Here is a 26147-nt window from a genome sequence, read left to right on the forward strand (position 1 = left end):
CTGTTCCCCCCCCCCCCCCCCCCCCACTACCCTGGTCGTCAGTCCGACGATTTCTCGCGCTTGCGGAACAGCAGATAAGGCCAGATGCCGATCAACACCGCTGCGATGACTGTGCCGTAGACCAGCGCGAACACCGACTTGCCAGGCTCGGTCCAGACCATGCCCAGCAGAAGCAGGCCGAGCACGATGGTCGGCCCGCCCAGCAGGATCATCGCGAAGGTCTTTATGCGTCCACTGGTGGGCGCGTTGGCGAGCTTGCCGACCATGTCGGTACCACCGAAATACACCTGCAGTGCATCGTTGGTGGAACGGGCGGGCTGCGGCTTTGCGGGTTCCGGCGGCGCAACCGGTTGCTGCAGGTCCATTTCCTTGGGCGCCGACGGCAGCAGGTCCGACAGGTTGGTCTGCTCGATGAGGGCTTTGAGCTTGGGCTCCATGTGCAATCCCTGCAGTCACCGTTGGCGGCGGCACCATAGCAGCAGATCCTGGTGCTCGGTAGTGCCGGCAACGAGGAGTCGGTAGATGCCAACCTTGGTTGGCATCTTTTTGGAAAGCGCCAACCAAGGTTGGCACCTACCAAAGCGGGTGGCCTCAACGCACGTCGCGCAGTTCCCAGTGGTGCCCGGCCAGCAGGCGCAGGCGCTGCTTGAACACGTCACTGTCGATGCGGGTGGTGGCCACCAGGTTGATGCGCAGATCCTTCTGCTCACCGGTCACGGTGGCCTCCGGATCGGTCACGCCCCACTGCGGTTCCACCGCATCCGGGTCCGGCTGCTTGTCGCGCCAGCGCTCGAACAGGCTGCCATTGCGCAGCGCGTTCTGCAGTTCTTCGGCGAAGCCGGCCGCGCCCTGCGAATGGAAAGACAGGTCGGGGTCGTTGCCGCGGGCCTTGGACGGTTCGGGCAGGCTGATGTGGTACTGCGCAGGCATGTTGATCTCCTTGAGGTGGCGCTAGGCTGGCATAAGCGCGGTGGAATCGATGTGCAGATTCCAATGCGTGGTTGGCCTTCATTCAAACCGATGCGGCCCATCGGCGAAGCCCACGGTGACCGCGCCCTTGCCGACGTTGACCATGCCGGTCAGGCTCATCACCGATTCGTACACGGTCACGCCATGGCCGGCGCAGACCTCCTTCATCTGCGCGTAGCCGGGCAGGGCGCGCAGTTCGTCCAGCTCGCCGCCGTAGCTGACGCACACGGTGGGCGTCATCAGTCCGGCGCGTACGCGCTGGCCGACCACGCCGAACAGCTTCAGCACGGCATTGTCGAAACCCTTGATCTTCGCCACCGGCCCGGTCTCGCCGCGATAGCCATGCAGCACCGGCTTGATGTCCAGCGCACTGCCCAGCGCCGCGCTGAGCAGCCCGACGCTACGGTCGCCCTTGTGGCGGGCGCGGGCACGCATGTAGTACAGGTCGCGGGTGACCATGTAGCCGTGCACGTTGCCCGCCAGTTCTTCCAAGCGCTCGCGGATCTGCTGCACGCTGGCGTCGCTGGCACGCAGGCGCACCGCTTCCACCGCCGTCACTGCCTGTGCGGCGAACAGGTTCTGGGTGTCCAGAACGCGCAGCGCGAACGGCGAGTTGTAGCCTGCCGCCTGCCGCACCGGCTTGTAGTCGTTGAGGATGGCGAAGCTGGCCTGCAGTGCGTTGTCGTGGATCGGGCTGCGGGTCTTGGTGATGGTCATGCAGAACACGTGGTCGTAGTCGATCACCAGCCGCTGCAGGAACAGGTCGCGGATCTGGTTGACGCTGAAGGGGATGGTCTCCGCTTCGGCGCCGTGTTCGGCTACGTGCGCGTGCAGGAAGCTCAGCGTGGCCTGCTCGTCGCGGTGATCGGCGAGCACGGCTTCGCCGATCCGTACGGTGATCGGCAACAGCACGATGTTGTGCTCGGCAATGAAGTCCTGCGGCAGGTCGCAGGCCGAGTCGACGACGATTCCGATGCGCATCCGCGGCTCCCCCTCCAGGGCGGTTGTAGGTTCGGAAATGTGAAAACTATCTCAAAACCGGATCGGGCGCGCGAGGGAAATGCGCCACTGCCTGTTCAGCGACTGCGCTGCACTGCCATCGGCAGGGCCACCGCCTGCTGCCAGTCCGGCCGATCCAGCAGGCCCGGGTCGTCCAGCACTGCCGCCATCAGCGGGTGGCTATCGTTGCCCCAGAACAGTTCGCCGCCGATGGCCAGGGTCGGCACGCCGAATACGCCGGCCTCGATTGCCGCGTCGGTGTTGCGTCGCAGCTGTTCCTTGATTGCCGGCTCGCCAATGGCCGCCTCCACATCGCTGATACCCAGCCGGGTGGCGGGTTCGCGCAGGGCCGGGGCGCTGTCGGCCGCGTGGCCGTCGCGCCAGATCCAGTCAAACAGCACATCCACCGCCTCGGTGCTGGCGCCCGCGGCCAGGCACAGGCGCAGCGCCGCCAGCGGGTTGAACGGATGCCCGGGCGGGAAGCGCAGAGGGGTGCCCTCGGCCTGCGCGGTCCACAGCAGCTGGCGGTACATGAAACGGCGCTTGGCCGGGATCTCCGCCGGGCCGAGATTGCCCAGATGGTGCAGGACCGCACCGAAGGCGATCGGTACCGGTTGGATGTGCTCGAACTGCGGCAGCCGCTTCACCTTCTGCCAGTGCAGGTAGGAATAGGGCGAGACGAAGTCGAAATACCAGCGCAGGGTGGGCATCGGTGGCTCCTTGTAACGATCAGGGCTGCGCGTTGCGCTGCAGGTAGCGGTCGCGCAGTTCGGTCTGGCGCGAGCGCATCGGCATCGCACGACCGCCCAGCCAGACTTGTTCGGCATAGTGCGCCACATCCAGCGGATCCCCTTCCCACAGCACCAGGTCGGCGCGCTTGCCCGGCTCGATGCTGCCGATCTGGTCGGCCACACCCAGCACCTCGGCCGGTACCCGGGTCAGCCCGGCCAGGCCGTCGGCCCAGGGCAGGCCATTGGCCACCGCGTTGCCCGCAAGCTGGCGCATCTTTCGCGCATTGTGCGAGGCATCGTCGCGCTGGGCAAAGGCCACCGGCACGCCGGCGCGCTGCAACCGCGCGGCGTTTTCCAGGGTGGCGCCGATCTGGTCGAAGGTGGCCGGCAGGTTGCCCAGCGCGTCGACGAACACCGGCACCTTGGCCGCTGCCAGTTCCGGTGCCAGCTGCCAGGCCTCGGCACCGCCGGCGATGGCGATCTTCACCTTCTCGCGGGCCGCCCAGCGCAGCAGCTGGCGGATGTCGGCCGCGCGGTCCACTTCCACCACGATGCGGCCCTGGCCGGACAGATAGCGGGCCAGCGTGCGGCGACCGGCCGGGGTCAGCAGCGCATGCGGCGAGTCGGCGGCGACCTGGCCACGCGCTTCGTCGACCATCTGCTGCAGCAGCATCCACTGCGCCGCGCGCGATTGCCCGGTCAGTTCAGACGCCGCCGCACCCAGGCGCAGGAACAGGGCGCGCGGGCCGATCGGGTCGGCACTGCCATCGAAACGCACCACGCCACCCTGGCCGGCGACGAAGCCACCGCCGGTGGCAGCGCCCAGTGCCGTGAAGCCGATACCGTCCAGGCGTGCCACCGGAATCAGCACCGAAGCGGGGTTGTAGGCCAGGGTCACGTCGAACTCCGGACGCAGCGGCTGCTCACCGATCTTCAGCGCGCTGTCGACCGTGCTCGATTCGCCGGACACTTCCTCGATGCCGATCTCGGTGATACCGCCGAACAGGGCAGGGGTCAGCGTGCGGCCCTTGGCCTCGACCACCGGCACACCAGCCGGTGCGGACAGGCCGCGACCCACCGCGCGGATGATGCCGCCTTGCACCAGCACGTCGGCGTCCTCCACGTTGCCGCGTGCGCTGGCGGTAGCGACGGTCGCACCGCGCACCAGCAGATCCTGCGCCTGCGCAGGCGGCGCAATGCAGGCCAGCGCCATGACGGCAGCGCCGAGCGTTGCGGCAGGCTTCGCCATTGCCTTGAACATGCCCATCAGCGCAGCTCCTGCCCAAGTTGGAAATCCGACCGCGGCGTCGCCGGTGGCGTGCTGCGGTCGTACACACGGCGGCCATCGACGAACACCTGTTCGGCCAGTGCATACGAACTGAAGGGGTTGCCGTTCCAGATCACCACGTCGGCCATCTTTCCGGCCTCCAGTGTGCCGGTCTGCGCTTCGATGCCCAGCGCCTTGGCGGCGTTGGCGGTCATCCAGGTGATGGCCCGTTCCGGCGCGATCTCCGGCATGTGCGCGCGGCGCGCGGCCGCCATCACCTTGGCCGCTTCCTGGTTCAGGCGCTGGATGCCCTCGGGCGAGTCGGAGTGGACGATGGCGCAGCTGTTTTTCGGCCGGTCGACCAGCGCGATGTTCTCGGCGATGCCATCGAAGGCTTCCATCTTGAAGCCCCACCAGTCGGCCCACAGTGCGCCGCACACGCCTTCGGCAGCCAGCCGGTCGGCCAGTTTGTACGCCTCCACGCCGTGATGGAAGGCGGCCACCTTGAAGCCGAATTCCTTGGACAGGTCGAGCATGGTGGCCATTTCATCGGCGCGGTAGCAGTGGATGTGCACGCGGATATCGCCCTGGATCGCGCCTGCAAGGGTGTCCAGCTTGAGGTCGCGCTTGCCGCCGGCGTCACCGGCGCTGTCGCCCTTGTCGCTGCCGAACCAGCCCTTTCGCTTGGCCGGCTTCGGCGTGCTCTTGGCGATGTAGTCGGCCGCGTCGATGAAGGCTGCGCGGTAACCGGCCACGTTGCCCATCCGCGTTGCAGGTGCCACGCCCTTGCCGCCACCGTAGACGCGCTTGGGGTTCTCGCCGCAGGCCATTTTCAGGCCCCACGGCGCACCGGGGAACTTCATCGCCTGGTAGGTGGTGGCAGGCACGTTCTTCAACGTCACGCCGCGGCCACCAACGAGGTTGGCCGAGCCGGGCAGCACCTGCATGCTGGTCACCCCGCCGGCCAGTGCGGCCTGGAAACCGGGGTCCTGCGGCCATACCGAATGCTCGGCCCAGACATTGGCGGTGACCGGCGCGGTCATCTCGTTGCCGTCGCTGTGCGCGCTTACGCCGGGGCTGGGATAGACGCCCAGGTGCGAATGCACGTCGATCAGGCCCGGGGTCACCCATTTGCCGTCGGCGTTGATGCGGGTGACGCTGGCGTCGACCTGCAGCGCATCGCCGACGGCGACGATGCGACCATCGCGCAGCAACACATCGGCGTTGTCCAGGCGCTGGCCGGTGCCGGTCAGCACGGTGGCGTTCTGGATCAGCAACGGCCCATCGGGATGCGCCTGGTAGGTGCTCGGGTAGGGATCGGCTACGAAGCGCGAAGCGCCCACGGCCGGCGCCGTGCTCAGCGATACCAGCGCCAGACCCAACCCGGCGCGCAACAACGTCGATGTCATGCAGATCCCCTTGGCAGCGTGTTCAACCCACCGACGCTAGCCGGGGACCGGCCTGCTTGCCAAGTGTCCTTTTTCACGGGGCGTCATCTGCCATCTCGACGGCAACGTCCGCCTCCCGGAAAATGGTGCTCCCCACGCCGCACCGGACCGCCCATGAAGAGCAAGCAGGACATCGTCGACAACTGGCTGCCGCGCTATACCGGCGTGCCCCTGGACCAGTTCGGCCAGCACATCCTGCTGACCAACTTCGGGGGCTACCTGCATACGTTCTCCGCGCTGACCGGTGCGCCGGTGATCGGCCTGGACCGGCCCATGGCCAGTGCCACCATCGACGGCATCACCATGATCAACTTCGGCATGGGCAGCCCCAATGCCGCGATCATCATGGATCTGCTGTCGGCGGTGATGCCCAAGGCCGTGCTGTTCCTGGGCAAGTGCGGGGGGCTGAAGCGCAAGAACGAGTTGGGCGACCTGGTGCTGCCGATCGCGGCCATCCGCGGCGAAGGCACCTCGGGCGATTACCTGCCGCCGGAAGTGCCGGCCTTGCCCGCCTTTGCCCTGCAGCGTGCGGTCTCCACCATGATCCGCGACCTTGGCCACGATTACTGGACCGGCACCGTCTACACCACCAACCGCCGGGTCTGGGAGCACGACGAGGCCTTCAAGGAGCGGTTGCGGGCGATGCGCTGCATGGCCATCGACATGGAAACCGCGACGATCTTCGCCGCCGGCTTCGCCAACCACATTCCCAGTGGCGCCCTGCTGCTGGTTTCAGACCAGCCGATGATCCCGGACGGGGTGAAAACCGAGGCTTCCGACGCCAAGGTCAGCTCGCAGTTCGTGGAAAACCATATCCAGATCGGCATCGAGGCGCTTAAGCTTATCCGGCGCAACGGCAAGTCGGTCCGCCATCTGCGCTTCGACGAATGATGATGATGGCCTGGCGCGGTGCGCCGGCCCTGGGAGTAGGTGATGGACGTTGCCGCGCAAGTGGTGGAATTCTGGAAAGACGCGGGCCCTGAAAAGTGGTTCGCCCGCGATGATGCGTTCGACGCACGGTTCCGTACGCTGTTCGCGGACGAACACCATGCCGCCGCATCGCGCGCGCGCGAGCACTGGCTGGGCAGCGCCGAGGGTGCGCTGGCGCTGATGCTGCTGCTGGACCAGTTCCCGCGCAACTGCTTCCGCGGCACGGCCCATTCCTATGCCACCGATGGCCTGGCACGGCACTACGCCATGCGCGCGATCGAAGAGGGGCTGGACCTGCAGCTGGTTCCCAAGCTGCGCGCCTTCATCTATCTGCCGTTCGAGCACTCCGAAGATCCGCTGGATCAGGACCGCTCGGTGGCGATGTTCGACGTGCTGGGCGACAAGGAATACCTGCAATACGCCGAACTGCACCGCGACATCATCCGCCGCTTCGGCCGGTTCCCGCATCGCAATGCGGTGCTCGGCCGCATGCCGTCGCCGGAAGAACTGGACTACCTGGCCGAAGGCGGGTTTGCCGGGTAGGAAAAAGGGGACGGAGGGGATTAAGTCGTTTGTGCCACAAACGACTTAATCCCCTCCGTCCCCTCTTCAATAAAAACGCCGGCTTTCGCCGGCGTTTTTGTGGGTTTCAACTGCAGCCGATCAGTACTTCGGCACACCGTTGTCCACTTCGTCCGACCAGGCGTCGATGCCGCCGGTGACGTTGAACACCTTGCTGAAGCCCAGCGCACGGAACTGCTCTGCTGCCTGCGCGCTGCGGCCACCGTGGTGGCACAGGAAGGCCAGGGCGGTGTCCTTCGGCAGGGCTTCCAGCTCGGCGCGGCCGTTGCCATCGAAGCTCTTGAACGGCACGCCGACAGCGGCGATGGCACGTTCTTCGGCCGGGCGCACGTCCACCAGCATCACGTTGCCGGCACGCACCAGGTCGTCGGCATCGCGCACGCTGATTTCCTGCACCGGCTTGGGTGCGTTCGGGTTGTCGATCGCCAGGCCCTTGCCACGGATGTCGTCGACCCAGTCGATGGTGATGCCGTCGGCGCGACGGGCGCTGGCCAGGTCGAACTGCACGCGCAGGCCGTTGGACTCGGCGGCGATCGCGCCTTCGTCGTACGGGGCCAGCTGGAAGTTCGGCTGGAAGCGGGCATCGATGCCCAGCTGCAGCGACGCACCCGGCGAATCGGCCAGCGCGCCCTTCAGCATTTCCACCGCAGCCGGGGTGACGGTGATGCGCGGCGGGGTGCGGTCCGGTGCAGCCAGGCCCAGCACGCTGCTCAGCTCACCGCTGGCGGCCATCTGCAGCACGATGTCGCTGCCGCCGACCAGTTCGCCGTCGATGTACAGCTGCGGGATGGTCGGCCAGTCGCCATAGGCCTTGATGCCTTCGCGGATCTCCGCGTCGGCCAGCACGTTGACGTGGGCGAACTCCACGCCCAGGTCCTGCAGGGCACCCACGGCCTTGGCCGAGAAACCGCACTGCGGCATCGAAGGCTGGCCCTTCATGAACAGCACGACGCGGTCGTCGTTGAGGATGGTTTCGATGCGCGAACGCAGGGCGGGATCGAGGGACATGGCAGTCATGGGTCCGAAAAATTCGAATCATCAATTCTACCCCCCATGGCATCATGGGGAATGACCAGCGCAGGAACATTGCATCGCATCCCGACCCGGCCCTGGCGCTGGGTACCCTGGCTGGGGCTGTCGCAGCTGGCTGTGATCCTGACCTGGGTGCTGGCCGGCTGGCACTGGGGCCTTGCGCTGATGGTGGCAAGCCACGCGTTGTTCATGGTGCCGGTATTCCTGCCCAACAGCCGCTTCTACGCGCCGGTGCTGAGCCGGTTGCCCGATGCCGGCAACAGCGTCTGGCTGACCATCGACGACGGCCCCAGTGAACAGACCCCCGCGGTGCTGGATCTGCTGGACCGACACCAGGCAAGGGCGACCTTCTTCCTGGTCGGCGAGCGCGCATTGGCGCATCCGGCCCTGGTGGAGGAGATCCTGCGTCGCGGACACGACCTCGGCAACCACAGCCACAGCCATCCGCAGGCGCGCTTCTGGCGGCTGGGTCCGGGCACGATGGCGGCGGAGATCGAGGGTTGCCAGCAGGCGCTGCAGGCGGTCAGCGGGCGACCGGTACGCTGGTACCGCTCGGTGGTGGGCATGACCAACCCGTTCGTGGCACCGGTACTGCGCAAGCTGGGCCTGGTGCGCGTGGGCTGGAGCGCCCGCGGCTACGACGGCGTCGGCTGCACACCGGACGGCGTGCTGGCGCGTCTGCTGCCCGACCTGCGCCCGGGCGCGATCGTGCTGTTGCATGAAGGTGCCGCCCACGGCCACAACCTGGCCATCATCGAACGCGTGCTGCAGGCGCTGGACGAGCGCGGCCTGAAGGCCGAACTGCCGGCCGGCTGACACGTTTGCGGTAGCGCCGGGCCACGCCCGGCGAGCGCGCAGCGCGGCAAGAGCGAAGCGACCCGCGTTTGCTCTTCGCTTTTCTCCCTTGTCTTCCGTGGTGGACGCACCCGTAAACCGTCCGTGGCCGGGTGGGTGGGCTGCACAGGGGCGTGAGCCGCATGGATGCGGCGACCGAGCTTACATGGACGTACTTGCAGCGCCCCCTGTGCAGTCCACCCACCCGGCCATCTCACGATCACTCTGGCCGCCCACCACGAGGGGCTCAGCCGTTGGCCGCAGCTCCCGCGCGCTCAGCCACCAACAGCCAGCTGTTGAACGGCGTTCGCCCGTGCAACGGCCGCAGTTCGCCCACCTGCAGCCCCGCCTCGGCCAGCGTGGCCTGCAGCCGCTGCGGATCCGGGTAGTGACGCGGTCGCGTGCCCATCCAGCCGACCAGCCACGCCAGCCGATCAGCCACCCGCGTGGTGCGGTCGCGGCGGTCGCCGGTCGCCAGCGGCGTACGCAGCAGCAGGCGGCCACCGGGCGCGACCCGCGCGCTCACCGCGCGCAGCAGTTCCAGTTGCGGCATTTCGTCCAGGTACTGCAGCACATCCAGCAGCAACACATGCCCTGCATGCGCCGGCAAGGGTGCCTGCACATCCAGGCAGTCGAAACGTGCATCGGCCAGGCCGGTGCCGGCGCGCTGCGCACGCGCGATCTTGTCGCTGTCCACGTCAATCCCGAGGTAGACCTGCTGGCGGCCACGCTGGCGCAGTACGTGCGCGAACAGGCCCAGCCCACAGCCCAGGTCGAGCACCGGCTGGCCGTCGTCCGGCAGGTGCTGCAGTACGCCGTCATACAGCGGGTCGCTGCCCAGCTTGCCGCGGGTGTAGTAGTAATCGCGGCGGCTGCCCCAGGCCTGCATCGGCCTGAAGGACTCGGCGATCAGCCGCGCCTGTCCGGCATCAAGCGGCGAACAGGGCAGGGGCGTGCCGTTCCGTGGCGTGCCGTCCATCGTGTCAGTCCGTTCTGCCCAGCAGGTGCGTGGCCACCGGCAGCGCACGCGCGCTCCACAGCGCATACATCCGTGCGGACGGGTGCAGGCCATCCTCGGCGATCATCGCCGGGTCAGCGCCGTTGTCGCGGCTGATATCGGTGATGTCGACGAAGGCAACGCCCTGCTGGGTGCTGATCACCTCGGCGGCAGCGTTGAACTCGTCGGTCTCCAGTTCGACGCGGGCCAGGTCGCGACCGCTGCCTGCACCGTACGGCGTGGTGCCCCAGTCCGGGAAGGACAGCACCAGCACGTGGTCCGCGCGGCCACCGGCAAAGCCGATCGCGCGTTGCAGCAGGGCTTGGAACTGCACCTGGTACTCGCCCAGCGGGCGCCCGCGGTACTGGTTGTTGACGCCGATCAACAGGCTGACGAAGTCGAACGGGCCTTGCGGCGCCACTTCGTCGATGCCGGCGTCGAGCTCGTCGGTGGTCCAACCCGTGGTGGCGATCGTCTGCGGGTCGGTCAGATCAATGCCCTGCGCACGCAGGGCGGCGGCGAGCTGATGCGGCCAGCGGCCTTCGACCGCGACCGCTTCACCGATGGTGTAGGAATCGCCCAGGGCCAGATACGACAAGCCCATCGCTCAAGCCACCGACCGGCGGGGCTTCAGCGGCACCACCTTGGTGGCGTCTTCGGCACGGCGGGCGAGGGCGCGGTCGATACGGGCGAACACGTCGCGCATCACCGACGCCTCTGGCAGCAGGGTAACGCGGAAGTGGTGGCGGTAAGGCACGTTGAAGCTCGAGCCCGGCACCACCAGCACGCCGTCGTTGTTCATCAGGTCCAGCGCGAAATTGTGGTCGTCGAAGCCCTTGGCGGCGGCACCGACCACGGCCGGGAACGCGTACAGCGCTCCGGCGGGCGCGACCAGCGACAGATGCTCGCTGGCCTCGCAGGCTTCGATCACTGCACGCCGGGTTTCATACAGACGGCCGCCCGGTGCGCACAGCTCGGAAATGGTGTCCGGCCCATTCACTGCCGCGTCGATGGCGTACTGGCCCGGCACGTTGGCGCACAGGCGCAGTGCGCCCAGCAGGTCCAGCGCGGCGCGGAAGTCGCCCAGGCGCGCGTCGTCGCCGCTGAGGTGGGCCCAGCCCACGCGCCAGCCGCAGGCACGGTGCACCTTGCTCAGGCCGCTGAAGGTCAGGCAGGGATGGTCACCGGCCAGCGGTGCGACCGGCTGGAACACCGCGTCGTCGTACAGGATCTGGTCGTAGATCTCATCGACCAGCAGCAGCAGGTTGTGCCGGCGCGCGATCTCGACCACGCGCTCCAGCAGCTCGCGCGGGTAGCTGGCGCCGCTGGGGTTGTTCGGATTGATCAGCACGATGGCGCGGGTACGCGAGGACACCAGCGTCTCGATCTCGCTCGGGTCCGGCTGGAAGCCATTCTCGGCGGCGCAGCGGTAGTACACCGGGCGGCCATCATTGAGGATGGTCGAGGCCGACCACAGCGGGTAGTCCGGCGAGGGCACCAGCACTTCGTCGCCCGGGTTGAGCAGCGCACGCAGCGACAGGTCGATCAGCTCGCTGACGCCGTTGCCGACGAACACGCGGTCCGGGTGGGCATCCGGCGCGCCACGGCGGGCATAGGCGGCGGCGATGGCTTCGCGGGCGACCGGCAGGCCCTGCTGATGGGTGTAGGGATCGGTGCGGCCCATGTCATCGGCGATCGCGCGCTGCAGGTGTTCCGGTGCACGGAAGCCGAAAGCGCCGGGATTGCCGATGTTGAGCTTGATCAGCTTGTGGCCCTGCGCTTCCAGCTCCCGGGCTCGCCGTGCCAGTTCTCCGCGGATTTCGTAGCGCACTTCGGAAAGGCGCTCGCGGATGACCAGGGGTTTGGGCGAGGGAGTGGACATGGGCGGTGGGCCGCAGAAGGCATGGGGGTTCCATGGTAGCGGAATTGCTGCAGCGCATGGCAAGGGCTGCAGGGCCCGCCAACATTGGGCTGGGCGGCATCGCACAGGTAGAATGGCGGCGATGACCCAGACCCCCGATTTCACCGCCCTGCAGACCATCGGCTGGCCCTGGCCGGGCCCGCCGCAGCAGGCCGACTGGCAGGCTGTGATGGCTGCACACCCGCAGGCCCGCCCGGCGCGGGTGATCGAACAGCACCGCACCCACTACGTGGTGGCGGATGGCCCGGAGGCGTCGATCAAGGCCGAATCGTTGCCGGAGTGGCAGCGCCCGCGCTTTCCCAGCCACGAACGGCCAGCGGTTGGCGACTGGGTGCTGCTGGACGGCATCCGCATCGTCGCCCTGTTGCCGCGACGTACCGCGATCAAGCGTGGCGCCGCCGGTGAGCATTACCACCAGCAGGTGATCGCGGCCAACATCGATACCGTCTTCATCGTCTGTGGCCTGGATGCGGACTTCAATCCGCGCCGTATTGAACGCTACCTGCTGCTGGTGGGCGGTGGCGGTGCCGAACCGGTGGTGGTGCTGACCAAGGCCGACCAGACCGAGTACAGCGAAGACGCGCTGGCGGTGCTGGAAGAACTGGAGATGCAGGGCATTGCCCTGCACGCGATCAACGGCCTGGATGCAGACAGTGTTGCAGTACTGGAGCCGTGGCTGGGCCCCGGCCGTACAGTGGTGCTGGTGGGTTCTTCCGGTGCGGGCAAGTCGACGCTGACCAACACGCTGCTGGGCGAGCAGCGGATGAAGACCAACTCGGTGCGCGCCAACGATTCGCGCGGCCGCCATACCACCACCCACCGCGCACTGATGCCACTGCCGATGGGCGCCTGCCTGATCGATACGCCGGGCATGCGCGAACTGAAGCCGACCGGCGAAGAAACGCTGGCCGAAGGTGGTTTCGCCGATATCGAAGCGCTGGCCGCGCAGTGCCGCTTCAACGACTGCATGCATCAGCAGGAACCCGGCTGTGCTGTGCGTGCGGCGATCGATGCTGGCGAGATTGAAGAGAGCCGGCTGCAGAACTACTTCAAGTTGAAGGAAGAAGTGGCAGCGGCTGCAGCAAAGCTGGCCGTGCGCCAGGCTGAGACCGCGCAGGAGCGTGGCGGCAGGAAGGGCAAGGGCCAGCAGTTCCGCCCCGCGGGCAAGCCGCGCAGGCGCTGACCCGGATCGCGGGATCGGATCCCATTGCGCCGCAATGGGCTCTGCCCCCGGCAATGATCCCGCTGCTGCCTGCTTCTGGTAGGTGCCAACCTCGGTTGGCACGAACGCGTCCGAAGCCCGCCGTCGGCGGCTGCCAACCAAGGTTGGCACCTACCAAAGCAAGGGCAGGGCGTTATAGTCCGCCCATGGAACCGACCGCGACGCTTGACCGTGACGTGGCCCACCATGCAGCGCTCGATGCGCGCCTGGTCGAGGCCGTAGGAGGCATCCGCCTGCTGGGCCTGACCAGCTGGCCGGCAACCCTGCAGGCACCCTTCCTGGACAGCGTTGCGCGCGGCCAGCCGACGCTGCCGGTGGTCGACTACCCGAAGCTGGATTTCAGCGAGGAGCGTCGTGCACTGGCCGCCCTCGCTGCCGAATGCGATGAAAGCCATCCGCTGGGCCATTACGTGCGGCAGTCCGCGCAGAGCTGGGATCTGGCTGCACAGCTGCTGGAAGGCCTCGGTACCGCGGCCGTGGATGCCTGTTCGGTGCAGTTGTTCGGGTCACCCGAGCAACCGTTGCCCGGCAACGGACCGAGCACGCGCGATGCAGCGCGCCACTTCATCCAGATTGCTGCCGAACTGGATCACGAACTGCTGGCGCCGGAAGAGCAGGTGCCGGTTTCGGCGATCGCGTTGCAGCTGCAGCTGCAGAATGACCTCGATGCGTTCTTTGAATCACGCATCATCCAGGTGCAGCTGGATCCGGATCTGGTCTCCAAGGCGGCGGCCGGACCGACCCGCATCCGTCTGCGCACCAGCGCGCGTTTCAGCGCCTACGACCGCGCGCAGTTGTTCCACCACGAAGCGCTGGTACATTCGCTGACAGCGTTGAACGGTCGCGCGCAGCCGGTGCTGCCAAGCCTGGCGCTGTCCTCGCCACGGGTGACGGCCACCCAGGAAGGATTGGCGACATTCGCCGAGCAGATCACCGGCAGCATCGACATCGAGCGACTGAAGCGCATCAGCTTGCGTACCGAGGCGATTGCGATGGCGCGCGAGGGTGCGGACTTCATCGAGGTATTCCGCTACTTCTGCGATGCCGGACAGAACCCGGAAGAGAGCTTCGCCTCGGCGCAGCGGGTATTCCGCGGTGTGCCGCCGAGTGGTGGCCTGGCCTTCACCAAGGACACGGTGTACCTGCGCGGGCTGGTGTCGGTGCATACCTTCTTCCGCCACATGCTGGCCGAGGATCGCCTGCAGGTCTGCCGTTGGTTGTTTGCCGGCAAGATGAGCCTGACCGATGCGATCGCGTTCGCGCCGCTGTTCGAATCGGGCGTGCTGAAGCCACCGCGTTGGCTGCCGCATTGGATGAGCCGGGCGAACGGCCTGGCCGGCATGCTGGCGTTCTCGCTGTTCGCCAACCGCATCCGGATGGACCAGCTGGCACCGGAATGAAATGCGTTGGCGGATCCTCCTGCGCCTGTCTGCTATTGGCTGGGAGGAGGCGGGGCACCCTGGTCAGGACACGCAAAAGCCCCTCCATGGTGCTCGATGGCGCCATCCATGGCGCCAACGGTCCTGACCAGGGTGCCCCGCCTCCTCCAGACAGGTTCCTGCGGGCGCGGTAGCAGGTCCACCAGAGGGATTGCGTTTGAAAAGCTTGAAAAGCAAAGAGCCGGGCACTGCCCGGCTCTTTGCTTTTGCTCTTGCTTTCCATTGCCTCCGCGCCGGCGCGGGAAACTGTCGAGCGAGGTGGGACGGGCCGAGGCAGGACCGTGAGGCGCATGGATGCGCCGACCGAGCCTACAGGGACGTACTTGCGGCGTGTCCTGCCTCGGCCCGTCCCACCTCGCCCCGCTGCGGCATCCCCGCGCCGCAGCGCCCGCTTTTGATTTAGAACTCCGCCGCCACCGTCATGAACACCTGCCGCGGTGCACTCGCATGGATCGCATACCGCGTGCCCTTCGGATCGGTCGGTGCGAACGAACTCAGCTGGCCCGCATAGCGCTTGTTGGTCAGGTTGGTCGCGTTCAACGACACCCGCACGTTGCGCAGGCCCATGCCCGGGCCGAAGTCGTAACCGGCACCCGCATCGAAAGTGGTCACGCCCGGTACCGACTGGTCGTTGGTGTAGGTGTAGTAGCGCTTGCCGGTGTACTTGGCGCGCAGGCTGGCGAAGAAGCCGTCGCGGTTCCAGCTGATCTCACTGGAGGCCATGCGCTGCGGCGTATCCACGGTGATCTTGCCGGCCACCGGCACGATTGCACCGCCCGAGGTGTAGTCATCCTCGTAGGTGGTCTTGTTCCAGGACAACGCGTTGTACCACTGCAGGCCATCGACCGGCTTGAGGATGAAGGTCAGCTCGGCACCGTGGCTCTTCACCGAACCGACGTTGATGAAGCGCGTCACGCACTCCGGACGCGTGCCGACTTCGATGCTCGAGCACGGGTTCAACGACAGCAGGCGGTTGTCGAACTTCACGTTGTAGGCGGCGATCGAGGCCTGGTACTTCTCGCCGAAGGTACGGAAACCCGCTTCCAGGCTCTTGGACTTCTCCGGCTCCAGGCCGGCGCTGGCCGCGAACGATTCCGGCGACACCTGCAGCGGGCCACCGCTGCCGCCGCCGACGAAGGCAGCGATGTTCTCGGCATACGAGGCGAACACCTCATTGTTGGCGTTGAGCTTGAAGCCCACGCCCAGCTGCGGCAGCACCGATTCCTTCGCGGTCAGCGTGCCCGAGGCGATGCTGGTTTCCACGCCCGGCTGGGCCTTGGCGGTCATGCGCGTGTTGGGGCTCTTGATGCCCACGTCCACGGTCAGGCGCTGGTCGAGGAAGCGCATCCGGTCCTGCACGTAGAACTGGCGGGTACGGATGTCGAAGTCCTGGTTGAACAGGCGGCGGTCCGGGTTCTGCAGGTACAGGTCGTCCAGGAACGGGCCGCTGATGTAGTAGAAATTGCGCGAGACGTTATGGTCGTTCTGTTCGTACCACACACCGGCTTCCAGCTCATGGATGCCCACCGTCCACGACAGCGCGGCGGTCACGCCGTCGCGGTTGATGGTGTAGTTGGTGCTGCGGATCGAGATCGGCAGCATCTTGTCGGTGCCCGGGTAGGACGGCTGGCCCGGTGCCCACCAGTGGCCCTGGCCACGGTTCTCATGGTGGTAGCCCAGCAGCTTCAGGCGGCCCTGCTCACCCAGGCGGATGTCGGCGTCGATCGAGTACAGGTTGTCGTCGCGCAGCGCACGGCTCTGGTAGTACGCATCGTCGATGCTGTTGACGCCGCCGCTGAACGCGCAGCGCGCCTTGTTGTAGGTGCCCGGTGCACAGTACGCAGCCGCGACGGCGCGATCCCAGTCCGGTGCATAGATGTTCCAGTCGTAACCCAGGCCGCGCGCCAGCATGTCCTTGGACAGGTAGGCATAGTTGGCCTGGCTGGCGCGCGAGGTGGCGACGAAGGCGCCGAAGCGGTTGTCGCCCACGTTCCACACCGCCTTGGCATTGAACTGGCGGGTGGTCTGGTTCTGGTACGGTGCGGCCCACATGTCCTGGTCCTGGTGCACGCCGGAGACATAGGCCGAGAAGCCGTTGATGTCGCCGGTGTCCACCCGCAGGTAGCCGCGGCGCTGGTTGTCATCACCCGCGGTGATGCTGGCGCGGCCGCCGAACTCGGTGGACGGATCCATCGAGAAGTACTGGATGGTGCCACCCAGGTTGCTGGTCGAGGCCACGCCCAGCGAGCCGATACCCTGCGACAGCTCGGCGCCGGCCAGGTTCTCGGCGATCAGTGCACGGGCGATGCTCAGGCCGTTGTAGTTGCCGTAGCTGTTGTCACCCAGCGGAATGCCGTCCAGCGTGTAGCCCAGGCGGCTCTTGTCGAAGCCGCGCAGGCTGATGGTCTGCGATTCTTCATTCGCACCGAATGCATCGTTGGACTGCACCGACACGCCGGGCAGGCGGTCGAGGATCTTCTGGCCACTGGTACCCGGCGGCAGCACCTGCTTGTCGACGGTGGTGATGCGCTGCACCTGGCGGGTCTCGCCCTGGCCGATGACCGAGACGGTATCCAGCGTCTGCGCGCTCAGCGCGGTATCGGCGGTGGCGTCGGTGGCTTCAGCGGCGTGGGCGCTGGCGGCGGAAAGCGCGATCGCCACGGCGATCGTCAGGTATCGGGTCTGCATGATGGTCCATTGCATGGGGGATGGTCACCGGCCCGGGGGCGCGGTGCGTGGCCACTATGCGAACGGAACATGAAACCTTGTTTACGAAAAACCAACGAATGGCGCCGTGGGGGAAGCCGCGCAGGGCGTGAACCTACCGGGGGAGGGGAGTAGACCCACGCCCTGCGTGGAAAGAGCTAGCCCATGTACAGGCCACCGTTGACCGGATAGTCCGCACCCGTCACGTAGGAGGCCTCATCCGAGGCCAGCCAGGCACACAGGCCGGCCACTTCTTCCGGGCGACCCAGGCGTCGTACCGGCACCGACGCGGCCAGCCGGTCCAGCACGTCCGGCGGGAAGCTGCTGATCGCCTGGCTGGCGATGTAGCCCGGCGACAGTGTGTTGACGGTGACCCCGCGCGAGGCGACTTCAGCGGCCAGCGCACGGCTGAAACCGTGCATCGCGGCTTTTGCCGTGGCGTAGTTCACCTGGCCGATCTGGCCCTTGTGGGCGCTGACCGAACCGATGTTGATGATGCGGCCCCAGCCACGCGTGGCCATGCCATCGACCACCTGCTTGGTCAGGTTGAACAGCGAGTTGAGGTTGGAGGCGATCACCGCATTCCAGTCCTCCACCGTCATCTGCCGGAACAGCAGGTCGCGGCTGCCGCCGGAGTTGTTGACCAGCACGTCCACCTCGCCGACTTCGGCACGCACCTTGGCGAAGGCCGCCGTGGTCGACGCCCAATCGGTCGCGTTGCCTTCGGAGGCGATGAAATCAAAGCCCTGTTCGCGCTGCTCGCGCAGCCAGTTGGCCTTGCGCGGCGAGTTGGGTGCGCAGCCGGCGACCACGGTATGGCCGGATCGGGCCAGGCTCTGGCAGATGGCAGTGCCGACACTGCCCATGCCGCTGGTGACGTAAGCAATTCGAAGCGTCATTGCAGAAGACTCCTTGGTAAGGGATCAGGCAGCGAAGGGGTACAGGCCGAACAACAGGCCGCCGACCATCAGCAACAACGAAATGGCGATCGCCCACTTCAGGGTGAACTTCTGGTGGTCGGCGAATTCGACCTTGGCCAGCCCTACCAGCAGATAGGTGGAGGGCACCAGCGGGCTGAGCAGGTGCACCGGTTGCCCGGCCAGCGAAGCACGGGCCATTTCCACCGGCGTGATGCCGTAGTTGCCGGCCGCCTCGGACAGGATCGGCAGCACGCCGAAGTAGAACGCGTCGTTGGACATGAAGAAGGTGAACGGCATCGACGCTACAGCGGTGATCACCGCCAGGTAGGGGCCCCAGCTGTCGGGGATGATCGCCAGGAAGCTGTGCGACATCGCTTCGACCATGCCGGTGTTGTTGAGGATGCCGGTGAAGATGCCCGCGGCGAAGATCAGCGCCACCACCGACAGCACGCTGCCGGCATGGCTGACCACGCGGCGGCGCTGCTCGGCCAGGTTCGGATAGTTGATCACCAGCGCGATGGCGAAGCCGATCATGAACAGCACCGGCATCGGCAGCACACCGATGATGAGTGCGCTCATCAGGGCCACGGTCAGCGCCAGGTTCACCCACAGCAGCCTGGGGCGCTTGGTGTCTTCGGCATCTTCCACGGTCGGCAGCGTATTGCCGTCGTCGGACACGCTGTTGTCCATCCAGCTGCCACCCTTGGGCAGGGTCATCACGCCAAGGCGACGGCGCTCCTTCAGGCCCAGGTACCAGGCCAGCAGCAGCACGCCGGCGCAGGCGATCACCATCGACGGAATCAGCGGCACGAACACATCGGCCGGGTCCACGTGCAGTGCGGTGGCCGCACGCGCGGTCGGGCCGCCCCACGGCGTCAGGTTCATCACACCACCGGCGAGGATGGTCACGCAGGTCATGTTCAGCGCGTTCATGCCCAACCGCTGGTACAGCGGCAGCATCGCCGAGACGGTGATCATGTAGGTGGTCGAACCATCGCCGTCGAGCGAGATCAGCATCGCCAGCACGGCGGTGCCAAGCACGATCTTCATCGGGTCGCCCTTGACGAAACGCAGGATGATCCGCACCAGCGGATCGAACAGGCCCGCATCGATCATCACGCCAAAGTAGAGGATGGCGAACATCAGCATCACGCCGGTCGGCGCGATCTTCTTGATGCCTTCCAGCATCATTTCGTCGATGCCGGCAGCGAAGCCACCGATCAGGGCGAAGACGATGGGAATGGTGATCAGGGCAACGAGTGGCGACAGTCGTTTGCTCATGATCAAGTACATGAACGTAATGACCATGCCAAAGCCGAGGATGCTCAGCATCATCTGCGGACTCCTAGAGGAAACAGGACGTGGGACGTGGAAGGGGCCCGGGAGCGTGCGCGCCCGGGGGAAACGCGTTTAGAAGTCGAACTGCAGGCGCCCGGTGACCGCGCGCGTGCGGTCCACCGTGGTGCCGGCCAGGCGATCGCGGTTGCGGCTTTCGATCACGTTGAGCATGAAGCGCAGGTTGTCGCGCAGGTACCAGTTGCCGCCCAGCGTCCAGCCTTCGGTACTGCCACGGCGCAGGTCGGGTTGGCCATCGAGGTGCTGTGCGCCCCACATCTGGTCGTAGCGCAGGGCCACTTCGAAGGCACCGGCCTTGTGACGGATGTTCTTGACCCGGGCGAAGCGGCCGGTCTTGCGGTCGTAGGCGCGGCTCTCACCGGTGACGAACCAGCTGAGCATGCCGTAGGCGGCCATCACGTCACCGCGCTGGGCACCATCATCGAAGGTGGCGCCGCTGAACTCGCCCTGCCATGACAGCGGGCCGCGCACCTGCGCGTATTCCAGCGACCACTTGTTGACGTCGGTATCGCGGCCGGCGGAGAAGTCCACCAGGGTCAGGCGGCTCTCGTCGGACAGATGGCCGGCCGGACGCGGGCGGATCTTCAGGCCCGGCGTGCCGTTGCCACCCGGGTTGTCGTAGGCCTCGCGGGCCAGCGACAGGCCCAGGTGCAGCACGTTGCCGTCGCTGGGGGCCGGTGCCCAGGTGACGCGGCCGCCGGCGGCGCGGCCCTTGACCTGCCAGGCATCGATGCTTTCCAGGCTGTACACGCTGGCTGCCCAGGTGAAATCGCCCGGATTGGCCTGCCAGGACGCGCCCAGCCGGTACAGCGGCGCCAGCGTGGTGCCGGCGTTGCCGCGCTCCAGGAAGCTGCCGTAGTTGGAACCGGTGCGGTCATCCAGCGAGAAATACTGCTTGAACTGGCCCACGGTGAGCCGGCCGGCATCGCCGAAGCTGCGGCTCAGGTAGACGTCTTTGGCCTCGACGCGGTCGCCGGAGAAATCGGCTTCCAGCTTGTAGTCGACCACGAAGAACTTGCCGGAAACGTCAACCCAGGCACGGCGGATCTCGGTGTCGTCCTTGTTCGGCGTACCCCGGTTGTCGTTGTCGAAGGTGGCGAAGTCCAGGTGCAGGCGGCCGCCGACCGTGGCGGTCACCGGACGCTCGCCCTCTGCGAAGGCCGGCGCGGCCAGCGCAGCCAGGGCCATCATGGCGGCAGGACGCCGCCAGGCAATGCTCAATTCCACAAACCCTCCCAGGTGCACGCCAGGCGCGCGGCAATCGTGGGCACCGGACGGTGCGCGGCCGCAGTCTGTGTCGCGCAAGCTGTCATCGTCCTGTCAGCGGTTTGTGCGGTGCAGCGTAAAAGACCGTCGGGCATGGCCCGGCGCTACCCATGCGGTGTACCCCGGTAGCGCCGGTCCATGACCGGCGGGCGGACCCTGCGCCATGCGGTAGCATTCGCTTCCCCCCTCACGCCCCCGCCCATGCGCCTGCTGCTGGTCGAAGACAACCCGGACCTGGCCGATGCGATCATCCGTCGCATGCGCCGCAGTGGTCACGCGGTGGACTGGCAGGCCGACGGCCTGGCCGCCGCCAGCGTGCTGCGTTACCAGAGTTTCGATCTGGTGGTGCTGGACATCGGCCTGCCCAAGCTGGATGGGCTGCGGGTGCTGGCCGGCATGCGGGAGCGCGGCGACAGCACGCCGGTGCTGATGCTGACCGCACGCGATGGCATCGAAGATCGCGTGCAGGCACTCGATGTCGGCGCTGACGACTACCTGGGCAAACCTTTCGACTTCCGCGAGTTCGAGGCGCGCTGCCGTGTGCTGCTGCGACGTGCGCGCGGACAGGCCAGCGAAGTGGTGCAGATCGGCGGCTTCCAGTTCGACAACGCTGCGCACCGGGTGACCCTGGATGGCGAGCCGATCGAGCTGCCCAACCGCGAATATCGCCTCTTGGAGATCCTGGTCGGGCGCATGGGCCAGGTCGTGGGCAAGGACGAGATCGGCAACGGCCTGTTCGGCTTCGATGACGAAGCGGGGCCGAACGCCATCGAGCTGTATATCGGTCGCCTGCGCAGGAAGCTGGCAAGCGCGCCGCTGCGGATCACCACGGTGCGCGGTGTCGGCTACCTGCTGGAAGCCAGCGATGACAGCACCGACGTCGATGGCTGACGCGCGCGCTGCGCCTGCCGCGCCGGGGTCGCTGCGGCGCACGCTGCTGCTGTACCTCGGTGCGTTGCTGGCGGTGTTCGCGGTAGCGCTGTTGTTTGCTGCACGCGATTACGGCCAACGCGCCGCCAACCGCTCCTACGACCATCTGCTGGTGTCCTCGGCCCTGTCGATCGCCGATTCGGTTGCATTGGTGGACGGCCAGTGGCAGGTGGACCTTCCGTATGCGGCGCTGGACCTGCTGGCGATGGCGCCGGAAGACCGCGTGTTCTACCGGGTCACCGACAGCCGTGGCAACCTGATCACCGGCTACGGCGACCTGCCAGCGTCGCCGCGTCGGCCGGGTACGCAACCGCAGTTGTTCGATGCTGCCTACAGCGGCGAGACCGTGCGTTTCGTAGTGGTCGGGCGCAGCTTTGCCGCCGCCTCCGCGCAGGGCGAGGTGCAGGTGCAGGTGGGGCAGACCCGGCGTGCGCGCGAAGCGGTGGCGCAGGAGCTGGTCAACCGCGCGCTGCTGGCGATCGGCGTGTTGTCGGGGTTGCTGCTGGCACTGGTGGCCTTCGGCGTGCACCGCGCGTTCCGGCCACTGGTCCGGGTCGAGCGCGAACTGTCACGCCGCGAGCCGTCCGACCTGAAACCGCTGGACGCGCGCGTACCACGCGAGATGGACCAGATGGTGGCAGCGTTGAACCGCTTCATGGAGCGCCTGTCCAGCAGCAATGAAACCCTGCGTGCGTTCATGGCCGAGGCAGCGCACCAGATGCGCACGCCGTTGGCCGCGCTGCGCGCGCAGGCGCAGCTGGCGCTGGATGACGACGACCCGCAGGACATGCGGCGCAGCCTGCTGGCGATCGAGCGCAACGCCACCCACATGAGCCGCCTGCTCAACCAGCTGCTCAGCGATGCCAGCGTGATCCATCGATCACATCTGCAGCGCTTCGCCACCGTGGACCTGGCCGAGACCGTGCACCAGGCGCTGCACGAAGCACTGCCGCAGGCCGGGCCCGCCCCGCGCGTGCAGCTGGCGATGACGGCCGAGCCGGTGCAGGTGCACGGTGACGCGCTGTTGCTGCGCGAGGCCATCAAGAATCTGGTCGACAACGCGCTGAAGTACGGCGGCGATGGTCCGTTGCAGATCGCGCTGACCGCTGAGGGCGCGCAGGCCGTGCTGACCATCGCCGACCACGGTACGGGCATCGCCGCTGCGGATGCCGAACGCGTGTTCGAGCGTTTCGCACGGGGCGAGGGCGCGCCCTCCGGCGGTGCCGGCCTCGGCCTGGCCATCGTCAAGCGGGTGGTCGACAGCCACGGTGGCCAGATCGATCTCAGCAATCGACCGCAGGGCGGCCTGGTCGCCACCATCCGCCTGCCCCGGAGCAGCACATGATCCGCCTGTTTGCCGCCACTGTTGCCCTGCTGCTGGCCGTGCCGGCCCTCGCTGCGCCCGGCGATGTACGCCGCTTTCCCGCACAGGGCACCGCCACTGCACAGCTGCGCATCCACGGCACCACCGATATCGAAGTCTTCGCCGAGGTCATTGCCGACTACCAGCGGCTGCATCCGGGCAGCGAGGTGGTGTACGAAGACATCATCACCCAGGACCTGTACGCGCGTTACCTGCATGACCGCACCGGACCTGCGTCGCCGGATCTGCTGATCTCCAGCGGCATGGACCTGCAGACCAAGCTGGTCAACGACGGTCATGCGTTGCCGCACCGCTCGGTGCAGACCCAGGCGCTGCCTGCGTGGGCTCAGTGGCGTGGCGAGGCGTTCGGCATCAGTTACGAGCCGGTGGTGATGGTCTACAACACGCGCAGGCTGCCGGCCGCGAAAGTGCCGCACACGCGTCGACAACTGCTGGACCTGCTGCGTGCGGAAGGGGCGCCGTTGCGCGGCAAGGTCGGTACCTACGATATCGAACGCAGCAGCGTGGGTTACCTGCTGGCGACCCAGGATGCCCAGCGCGGCAGCATCGCCGGCGCCCTGCTCGGTGCGCTGGGGGACAACGCGGTGGTACGCGAGGAGCGCACCGGCGTGCTGCTGGACCAGGTGGCCAGCGGCCAGTTGTCGCTGGTCTACAACGTGCTGGGCTCGTATGCGCAGGCGCGTATCGACGCGGGCGCACCGCTGGCCATCGTCGAGCCGGAGGACTACACGCTGGTGGTACTGCGCACCGCGGTGATTCCGCGCACTGGAGCGCACCCGCAGGAAGCGCGACGCTTTCTCGACTACCTGCTGTCGCCACGCGGCCAGCAGGTGCTCGCGCGCCAGGCCCGGCTGATGCCGATCGTGCGCGGCGATGCGCGCGGCGACGATGCGCCCGGGCGCAGCCGCCGCCCGATCCAGCTCGGCCCCGGCCTGCTGGTCTACCTGGATGTGCTCAAGCGCCGCCAGTTCCTGGATGCCTGGCGCAGCAGCGTGGAGCCGGCGGGGCGCTAAACCCAGGTGCCATTCCCGCCGATATCATGTTTCCTGTCGTGCGAGGAATGACCATTGGGAAGGCTGAAGGACAACTTCGAAGACGTTGAAATGATTGGCTCAGGTGTCATGCGCAGCATGCACTGGGCCCGTACAACAGCGGTGAGGCGAGTACTCCTGGTTATCGGTTCCTCGGTGATTATGGTCGGCTTGTACGTTCTGCTGATCAATCATCTGAGTTCGTATCAATTGGAGCGAAGTGACTATCGAGCCAAAGCGGCTGGCCAGGACGATGACGCGATTCAATATGCGGAGTTGCTGGACCTGATCGATGAATGCCTGGCTCCACGGAATGCCGCGCTCGTGGAATTTGCGTGCAGGGCTGCGGACCTGAAGTACTCCGAGGTCCAGCGGGGATCGGCTGTGGTACATCGAAAAGACGTTCTGGAGAGAGGTGACTACCCTCGGATGCGGATTGACGTACGGTCGGCGCAGCGATTGTTGGATCTTCAGCGCATTGGCAGCGTTCCTTCCACCCTGCGTGAGGATCTGTACGAAGTGATGCGCAGTACGTATGGCAAGGTTGGAACAATCCTGCTGTTTGGTGTCGTGTATCTGACGATCTGGTTGGCGCCGCATTTTCTGAATCACAGAGAGTCTGCACTGCGGTCGCGGCAGCCCTTCCCGGGCCATCGACTGGCCGGCGATGCAACTGAAGAAGGTATTCCCTTTGGTGACGTGCCAAACTTGCCCCATGAGCGAATACACCATCCTGATCGCCGATGACCATCCGCTGCTGCGTTCGGCGGTGGTGCAGTCATTGCGGCAGAGCCTGCCGCTGGCGCAGGTGCGCGAGGTCGCCAGCGCCGAAGCACTGGCTGCGGCGCTGGATGCACAGCCCGATGTGGATCTGGTACTGCTGGACCTGACCATGCCCGGTGCACATGGGTTCTCCGCGCTGCTGCACGTGCGCGGTTCGCACCCGGACATTCCGGTGGTGATCCTGTCCTCCAACGATCATCCGCGGGTGATCCGCCGCGCCCAGCAGTTCGGCGCAGCCGGTTTCATTCCCAAGTCCGCGCCTGCTGAAACCATCGGTGAAGCAGTGGCGGCGGTACTCGATGGGGGCCTGTGGTTCCCGGCGATGGCGGCCGAGCGCTCCGAGGCCGACGCGCTGCTGGCCAGCCGCCTGGCGCAGCTCACGCCGCAGCAGTTCCGGGTGCTGCTGTGCCTGGCCGATGGGCTGCTCAACAAGCAGATCGCCTATGAGCTGGGGTTGGCTGAGAACACGGTGAAGGTGCACGTGACCGCGATCCTGAAGAAGCTCGAATGCCACAGCCGCACGCAGGCGGCGGTGCTGGTAAAGGCATTGGAACCGGAAGGCGACGCGCGCGCCGGGTTGGATGGCTGATCGCGGCAGGACATCGAATCAAGTACTGAGTCGGTGTTGATTCTGTTCCGCTTCCTCGATCAGTTTCCGCTGATCGAGTTCAGTTCCGGATCGATAGAGAAAATGAATCTGTTTTCGTATCCCGCACCGATACCCTCAGCTACTTCCGCGTAGCTGTATGTGGGAGACGATTGGTCTGACGCCAGCCTCTGGCCCCATGCCTGGTGATCGGCATTGCTTCGGGCTCGAGCGATGCCAATGCATATGCTCAGGCCGCACGCAAGGCGCTCAAGAACGGTGTTCTGATCCATTGCGCGGATGAGAGACGATCGATAGTGCCTGGCCAGGTCCTGCGCATCAGGGCTGGATGCTGCGTCGATGGTCATGCGGTCGATTGCATCATGGGTACTACGACTCGACCGCAGAAGGTCTTCAGCCGTCTGGCTTGAGATGCCCGTGTTTGCCATGAATCCAGACTCGACCTGAAGGTACTCGGATGTGCGTTCCGTACGATTCCCGCTCGACGCCGAAATGCCCTGATTCGACAATGTGCGGCCACGCGGGTTGGCTGAGTCGGGCGTGTCTGGATGACGCTGGCCGATGCTGCCTTCTTCTGTAGTTCCCTGTTGATTCCCGTCTGCTTTCGGTGATTTGCCATCGATGCATCCGCTGCAGCAAAGGCCGAGGAGCGTCGCCACGATCGGGCTGAAATATCTTGTAAATGCAGGAGGTACGGGAGAAACGGGCACGATCAATGCCTCTGGTCTGGCTGGCCGATTGGCCCGGTCATGCAATTTTCTGATCTTCAGCAACGGTGGTAAGTAGGGCAATT

General features: G+C 66.5%; 25 protein-coding genes. 10 read left to right on the forward strand and 15 right to left on the reverse strand.

Annotated features, from left to right (window positions below):
- Positions 1-38: 38 nt before the first annotated feature.
- The 6 genes from AC27VL_RS11270 to AC27VL_RS11295 form a co-directional block, all read right to left on the reverse strand.
- Positions 39-437 carry a hypothetical protein gene (locus AC27VL_RS11270; protein WP_488766451.1) on the reverse strand — a complete coding sequence of 133 codons (399 nt, stop codon included), beginning with the start codon at positions 435-437 and terminating at the stop codon, positions 39-41.
- Between the two features lie 154 nt (positions 438-591).
- On the reverse strand, positions 592-930 hold the full coding sequence (locus tag AC27VL_RS11275) for a hypothetical protein (RefSeq protein WP_100553525.1): 339 nt from the start codon (positions 928-930) through the stop codon (positions 592-594).
- A 78-nt stretch (positions 931-1008) separates the two neighbouring features.
- Positions 1009-1950, reverse strand: coding sequence for a DegV family protein (locus tag AC27VL_RS11280; protein ID WP_049464775.1), 942 nt, complete (start codon positions 1948-1950; stop codon positions 1009-1011).
- Between the two features lie 95 nt (positions 1951-2045).
- Positions 2046-2678, reverse strand: coding sequence for a 2-hydroxychromene-2-carboxylate isomerase (locus AC27VL_RS11285; protein ID WP_100553524.1), 633 nt, complete (start codon positions 2676-2678; stop codon positions 2046-2048).
- A gap of 19 nt (positions 2679-2697) precedes the next feature.
- A complete protein-coding gene (locus AC27VL_RS11290; protein WP_425507173.1) occupies positions 2698-3948 on the reverse strand; it encodes an amidohydrolase family protein in 1251 nt (416 codons plus the stop codon).
- 17 nt (positions 3949-3965) lie between these two features.
- On the reverse strand, positions 3966-5375 hold the full coding sequence (locus AC27VL_RS11295; RefSeq protein WP_100553522.1) for an amidohydrolase: 1410 nt from the start codon (positions 5373-5375) through the stop codon (positions 3966-3968).
- A 153-nt stretch (positions 5376-5528) separates the two neighbouring features.
- Here AC27VL_RS11295 and AC27VL_RS11300 point away from each other — a divergent pair, with 153 nt between their 5' ends.
- Both AC27VL_RS11300 and AC27VL_RS11305 read left to right on the forward strand, forming a co-directional pair.
- The gene (locus tag AC27VL_RS11300; RefSeq protein WP_025874105.1) at positions 5529-6305 is read left to right on the forward strand and encodes an AMP nucleosidase; all 777 of its coding nucleotides are present in this window, start codon (positions 5529-5531) and stop codon (positions 6303-6305) included.
- A 42-nt stretch (positions 6306-6347) separates the two neighbouring features.
- Positions 6348-6887: a DUF924 family protein gene (locus tag AC27VL_RS11305; RefSeq protein WP_089236798.1), complete on the forward strand. Its 540-nt coding sequence runs from the start codon at positions 6348-6350 to the stop codon at positions 6885-6887.
- 120 nt (positions 6888-7007) lie between these two features.
- On the opposite strand, the gene grxD is transcribed toward AC27VL_RS11305, so the two are convergent.
- On the reverse strand, positions 7008-7934 hold the full coding sequence (gene grxD / locus AC27VL_RS11310; protein WP_089238100.1) for a Grx4 family monothiol glutaredoxin: 927 nt from the start codon (positions 7932-7934) through the stop codon (positions 7008-7010).
- A gap of 60 nt (positions 7935-7994) precedes the next feature.
- Here grxD and AC27VL_RS11315 point away from each other — a divergent pair, with 60 nt between their 5' ends.
- On the forward strand, positions 7995-8774 hold the full coding sequence (locus AC27VL_RS11315) for a polysaccharide deacetylase family protein (RefSeq protein WP_488766454.1): 780 nt from the start codon (positions 7995-7997) through the stop codon (positions 8772-8774).
- 265 nt (positions 8775-9039) lie between these two features.
- Here the strand turns inward: AC27VL_RS11315 and AC27VL_RS11320 are convergent, their stop codons facing one another.
- Genes AC27VL_RS11320 through AC27VL_RS11330 form a run of 3 tightly spaced genes read right to left on the reverse strand, consistent with a single transcriptional unit; the run spans position 9040 to position 11671 of the window.
- A complete protein-coding gene (locus tag AC27VL_RS11320) occupies positions 9040-9771 on the reverse strand; it encodes a class I SAM-dependent methyltransferase (protein WP_100553520.1) in 732 nt (243 codons plus the stop codon).
- Between the two features lie 4 nt (positions 9772-9775).
- Positions 9776-10393 (reverse strand): SGNH/GDSL hydrolase family protein, encoded by a 618-nt coding sequence (locus tag AC27VL_RS11325; protein WP_100553519.1) that lies wholly within the window; start codon positions 10391-10393, stop codon positions 9776-9778.
- Positions 10394-10396: 3 nt separating this feature from the next.
- Positions 10397-11671, reverse strand: coding sequence for a pyridoxal phosphate-dependent aminotransferase (locus AC27VL_RS11330; protein WP_100553518.1), 1275 nt, complete (start codon positions 11669-11671; stop codon positions 10397-10399).
- Positions 11672-11783: 112 nt separating this feature from the next.
- On the opposite strand from AC27VL_RS11330, the gene rsgA reads away from it, so the two are divergent.
- Together rsgA and AC27VL_RS11340 are read left to right on the forward strand one after the other, a co-directional pair.
- Positions 11784-12893, forward strand: coding sequence for a ribosome small subunit-dependent GTPase A (rsgA, locus tag AC27VL_RS11335; protein WP_191078512.1), 1110 nt, complete (start codon positions 11784-11786; stop codon positions 12891-12893).
- A 185-nt stretch (positions 12894-13078) separates the two neighbouring features.
- Positions 13079-14332 (forward strand): flavohemoglobin expression-modulating QEGLA motif protein, encoded by a 1254-nt coding sequence (locus AC27VL_RS11340; protein WP_346579757.1) that lies wholly within the window; start codon positions 13079-13081, stop codon positions 14330-14332.
- A 438-nt stretch (positions 14333-14770) separates the two neighbouring features.
- Here the strand turns inward: AC27VL_RS11340 and AC27VL_RS11345 are convergent, their stop codons facing one another.
- The 4 genes from AC27VL_RS11345 to AC27VL_RS11360 all read right to left on the reverse strand — a co-directional run bounded on the left by AC27VL_RS11345 (position 14771) and on the right by AC27VL_RS11360 (position 20544).
- Positions 14771-17059: a TonB-dependent receptor gene (locus AC27VL_RS11345; protein WP_089238098.1), complete on the reverse strand. Its 2289-nt coding sequence runs from the start codon at positions 17057-17059 to the stop codon at positions 14771-14773.
- A 176-nt stretch (positions 17060-17235) separates the two neighbouring features.
- Positions 17236-17976: an acetoacetyl-CoA reductase gene (gene phbB / locus AC27VL_RS11350; protein WP_025874115.1), complete on the reverse strand. Its 741-nt coding sequence runs from the start codon at positions 17974-17976 to the stop codon at positions 17236-17238.
- A gap of 24 nt (positions 17977-18000) precedes the next feature.
- Positions 18001-19329, reverse strand: a complete 1329-nt coding sequence (locus AC27VL_RS11355; protein ID WP_488766570.1) for a CitMHS family transporter — start codon at positions 19327-19329, stop codon at positions 18001-18003.
- A 78-nt stretch (positions 19330-19407) separates the two neighbouring features.
- A complete protein-coding gene (locus AC27VL_RS11360) occupies positions 19408-20544 on the reverse strand; it encodes an OprO/OprP family phosphate-selective porin (RefSeq protein WP_488766572.1) in 1137 nt (378 codons plus the stop codon).
- 276 nt (positions 20545-20820) lie between these two features.
- Between AC27VL_RS11360 and AC27VL_RS11365 the strand changes: the two genes are divergently transcribed.
- The 5 genes from AC27VL_RS11365 to AC27VL_RS11385 are packed head-to-tail and all read left to right on the forward strand — an operon-like array spanning position 20821 to position 25336.
- Complete coding sequence (locus AC27VL_RS11365; protein ID WP_488766459.1) at positions 20821-21510, forward strand: response regulator; 690 nt, start codon at positions 20821-20823, stop codon at positions 21508-21510.
- Positions 21503-22894 carry a sensor histidine kinase gene (locus AC27VL_RS11370; protein WP_191078567.1) on the forward strand — a complete coding sequence of 464 codons (1392 nt, stop codon included), beginning with the start codon at positions 21503-21505 and terminating at the stop codon, positions 22892-22894. Before AC27VL_RS11365 ends, AC27VL_RS11370 begins: the two co-directional genes overlap by 8 nt.
- Positions 22891-23946 carry an ABC transporter substrate-binding protein gene (locus tag AC27VL_RS11375; protein ID WP_100553512.1) on the forward strand — a complete coding sequence of 352 codons (1056 nt, stop codon included), beginning with the start codon at positions 22891-22893 and terminating at the stop codon, positions 23944-23946. Before AC27VL_RS11370 ends, AC27VL_RS11375 begins: the two co-directional genes overlap by 4 nt.
- 54 nt (positions 23947-24000) lie before the next feature.
- Entirely contained in the window at positions 24001-24711 is a 711-nt protein-coding gene (locus tag AC27VL_RS11380) for a hypothetical protein (protein ID WP_488766462.1), read from the forward strand.
- Positions 24680-25336: a response regulator gene (locus tag AC27VL_RS11385; protein WP_180165958.1), complete on the forward strand. Its 657-nt coding sequence runs from the start codon at positions 24680-24682 to the stop codon at positions 25334-25336. Before AC27VL_RS11380 ends, AC27VL_RS11385 begins: the two co-directional genes overlap by 32 nt.
- Positions 25337-25395: 59 nt before the next feature.
- On the opposite strand, the gene AC27VL_RS11390 is transcribed toward AC27VL_RS11385, so the two are convergent.
- Positions 25396-26064 (reverse strand): hypothetical protein, encoded by a 669-nt coding sequence (locus AC27VL_RS11390; protein WP_488766464.1) that lies wholly within the window; start codon positions 26062-26064, stop codon positions 25396-25398.
- Between the last annotated feature and the right edge of the window lie 83 nt (positions 26065-26147).

The sequence above is a fragment of the Stenotrophomonas sp. 14P6.2.3 genome, from assembly GCF_057799055.1.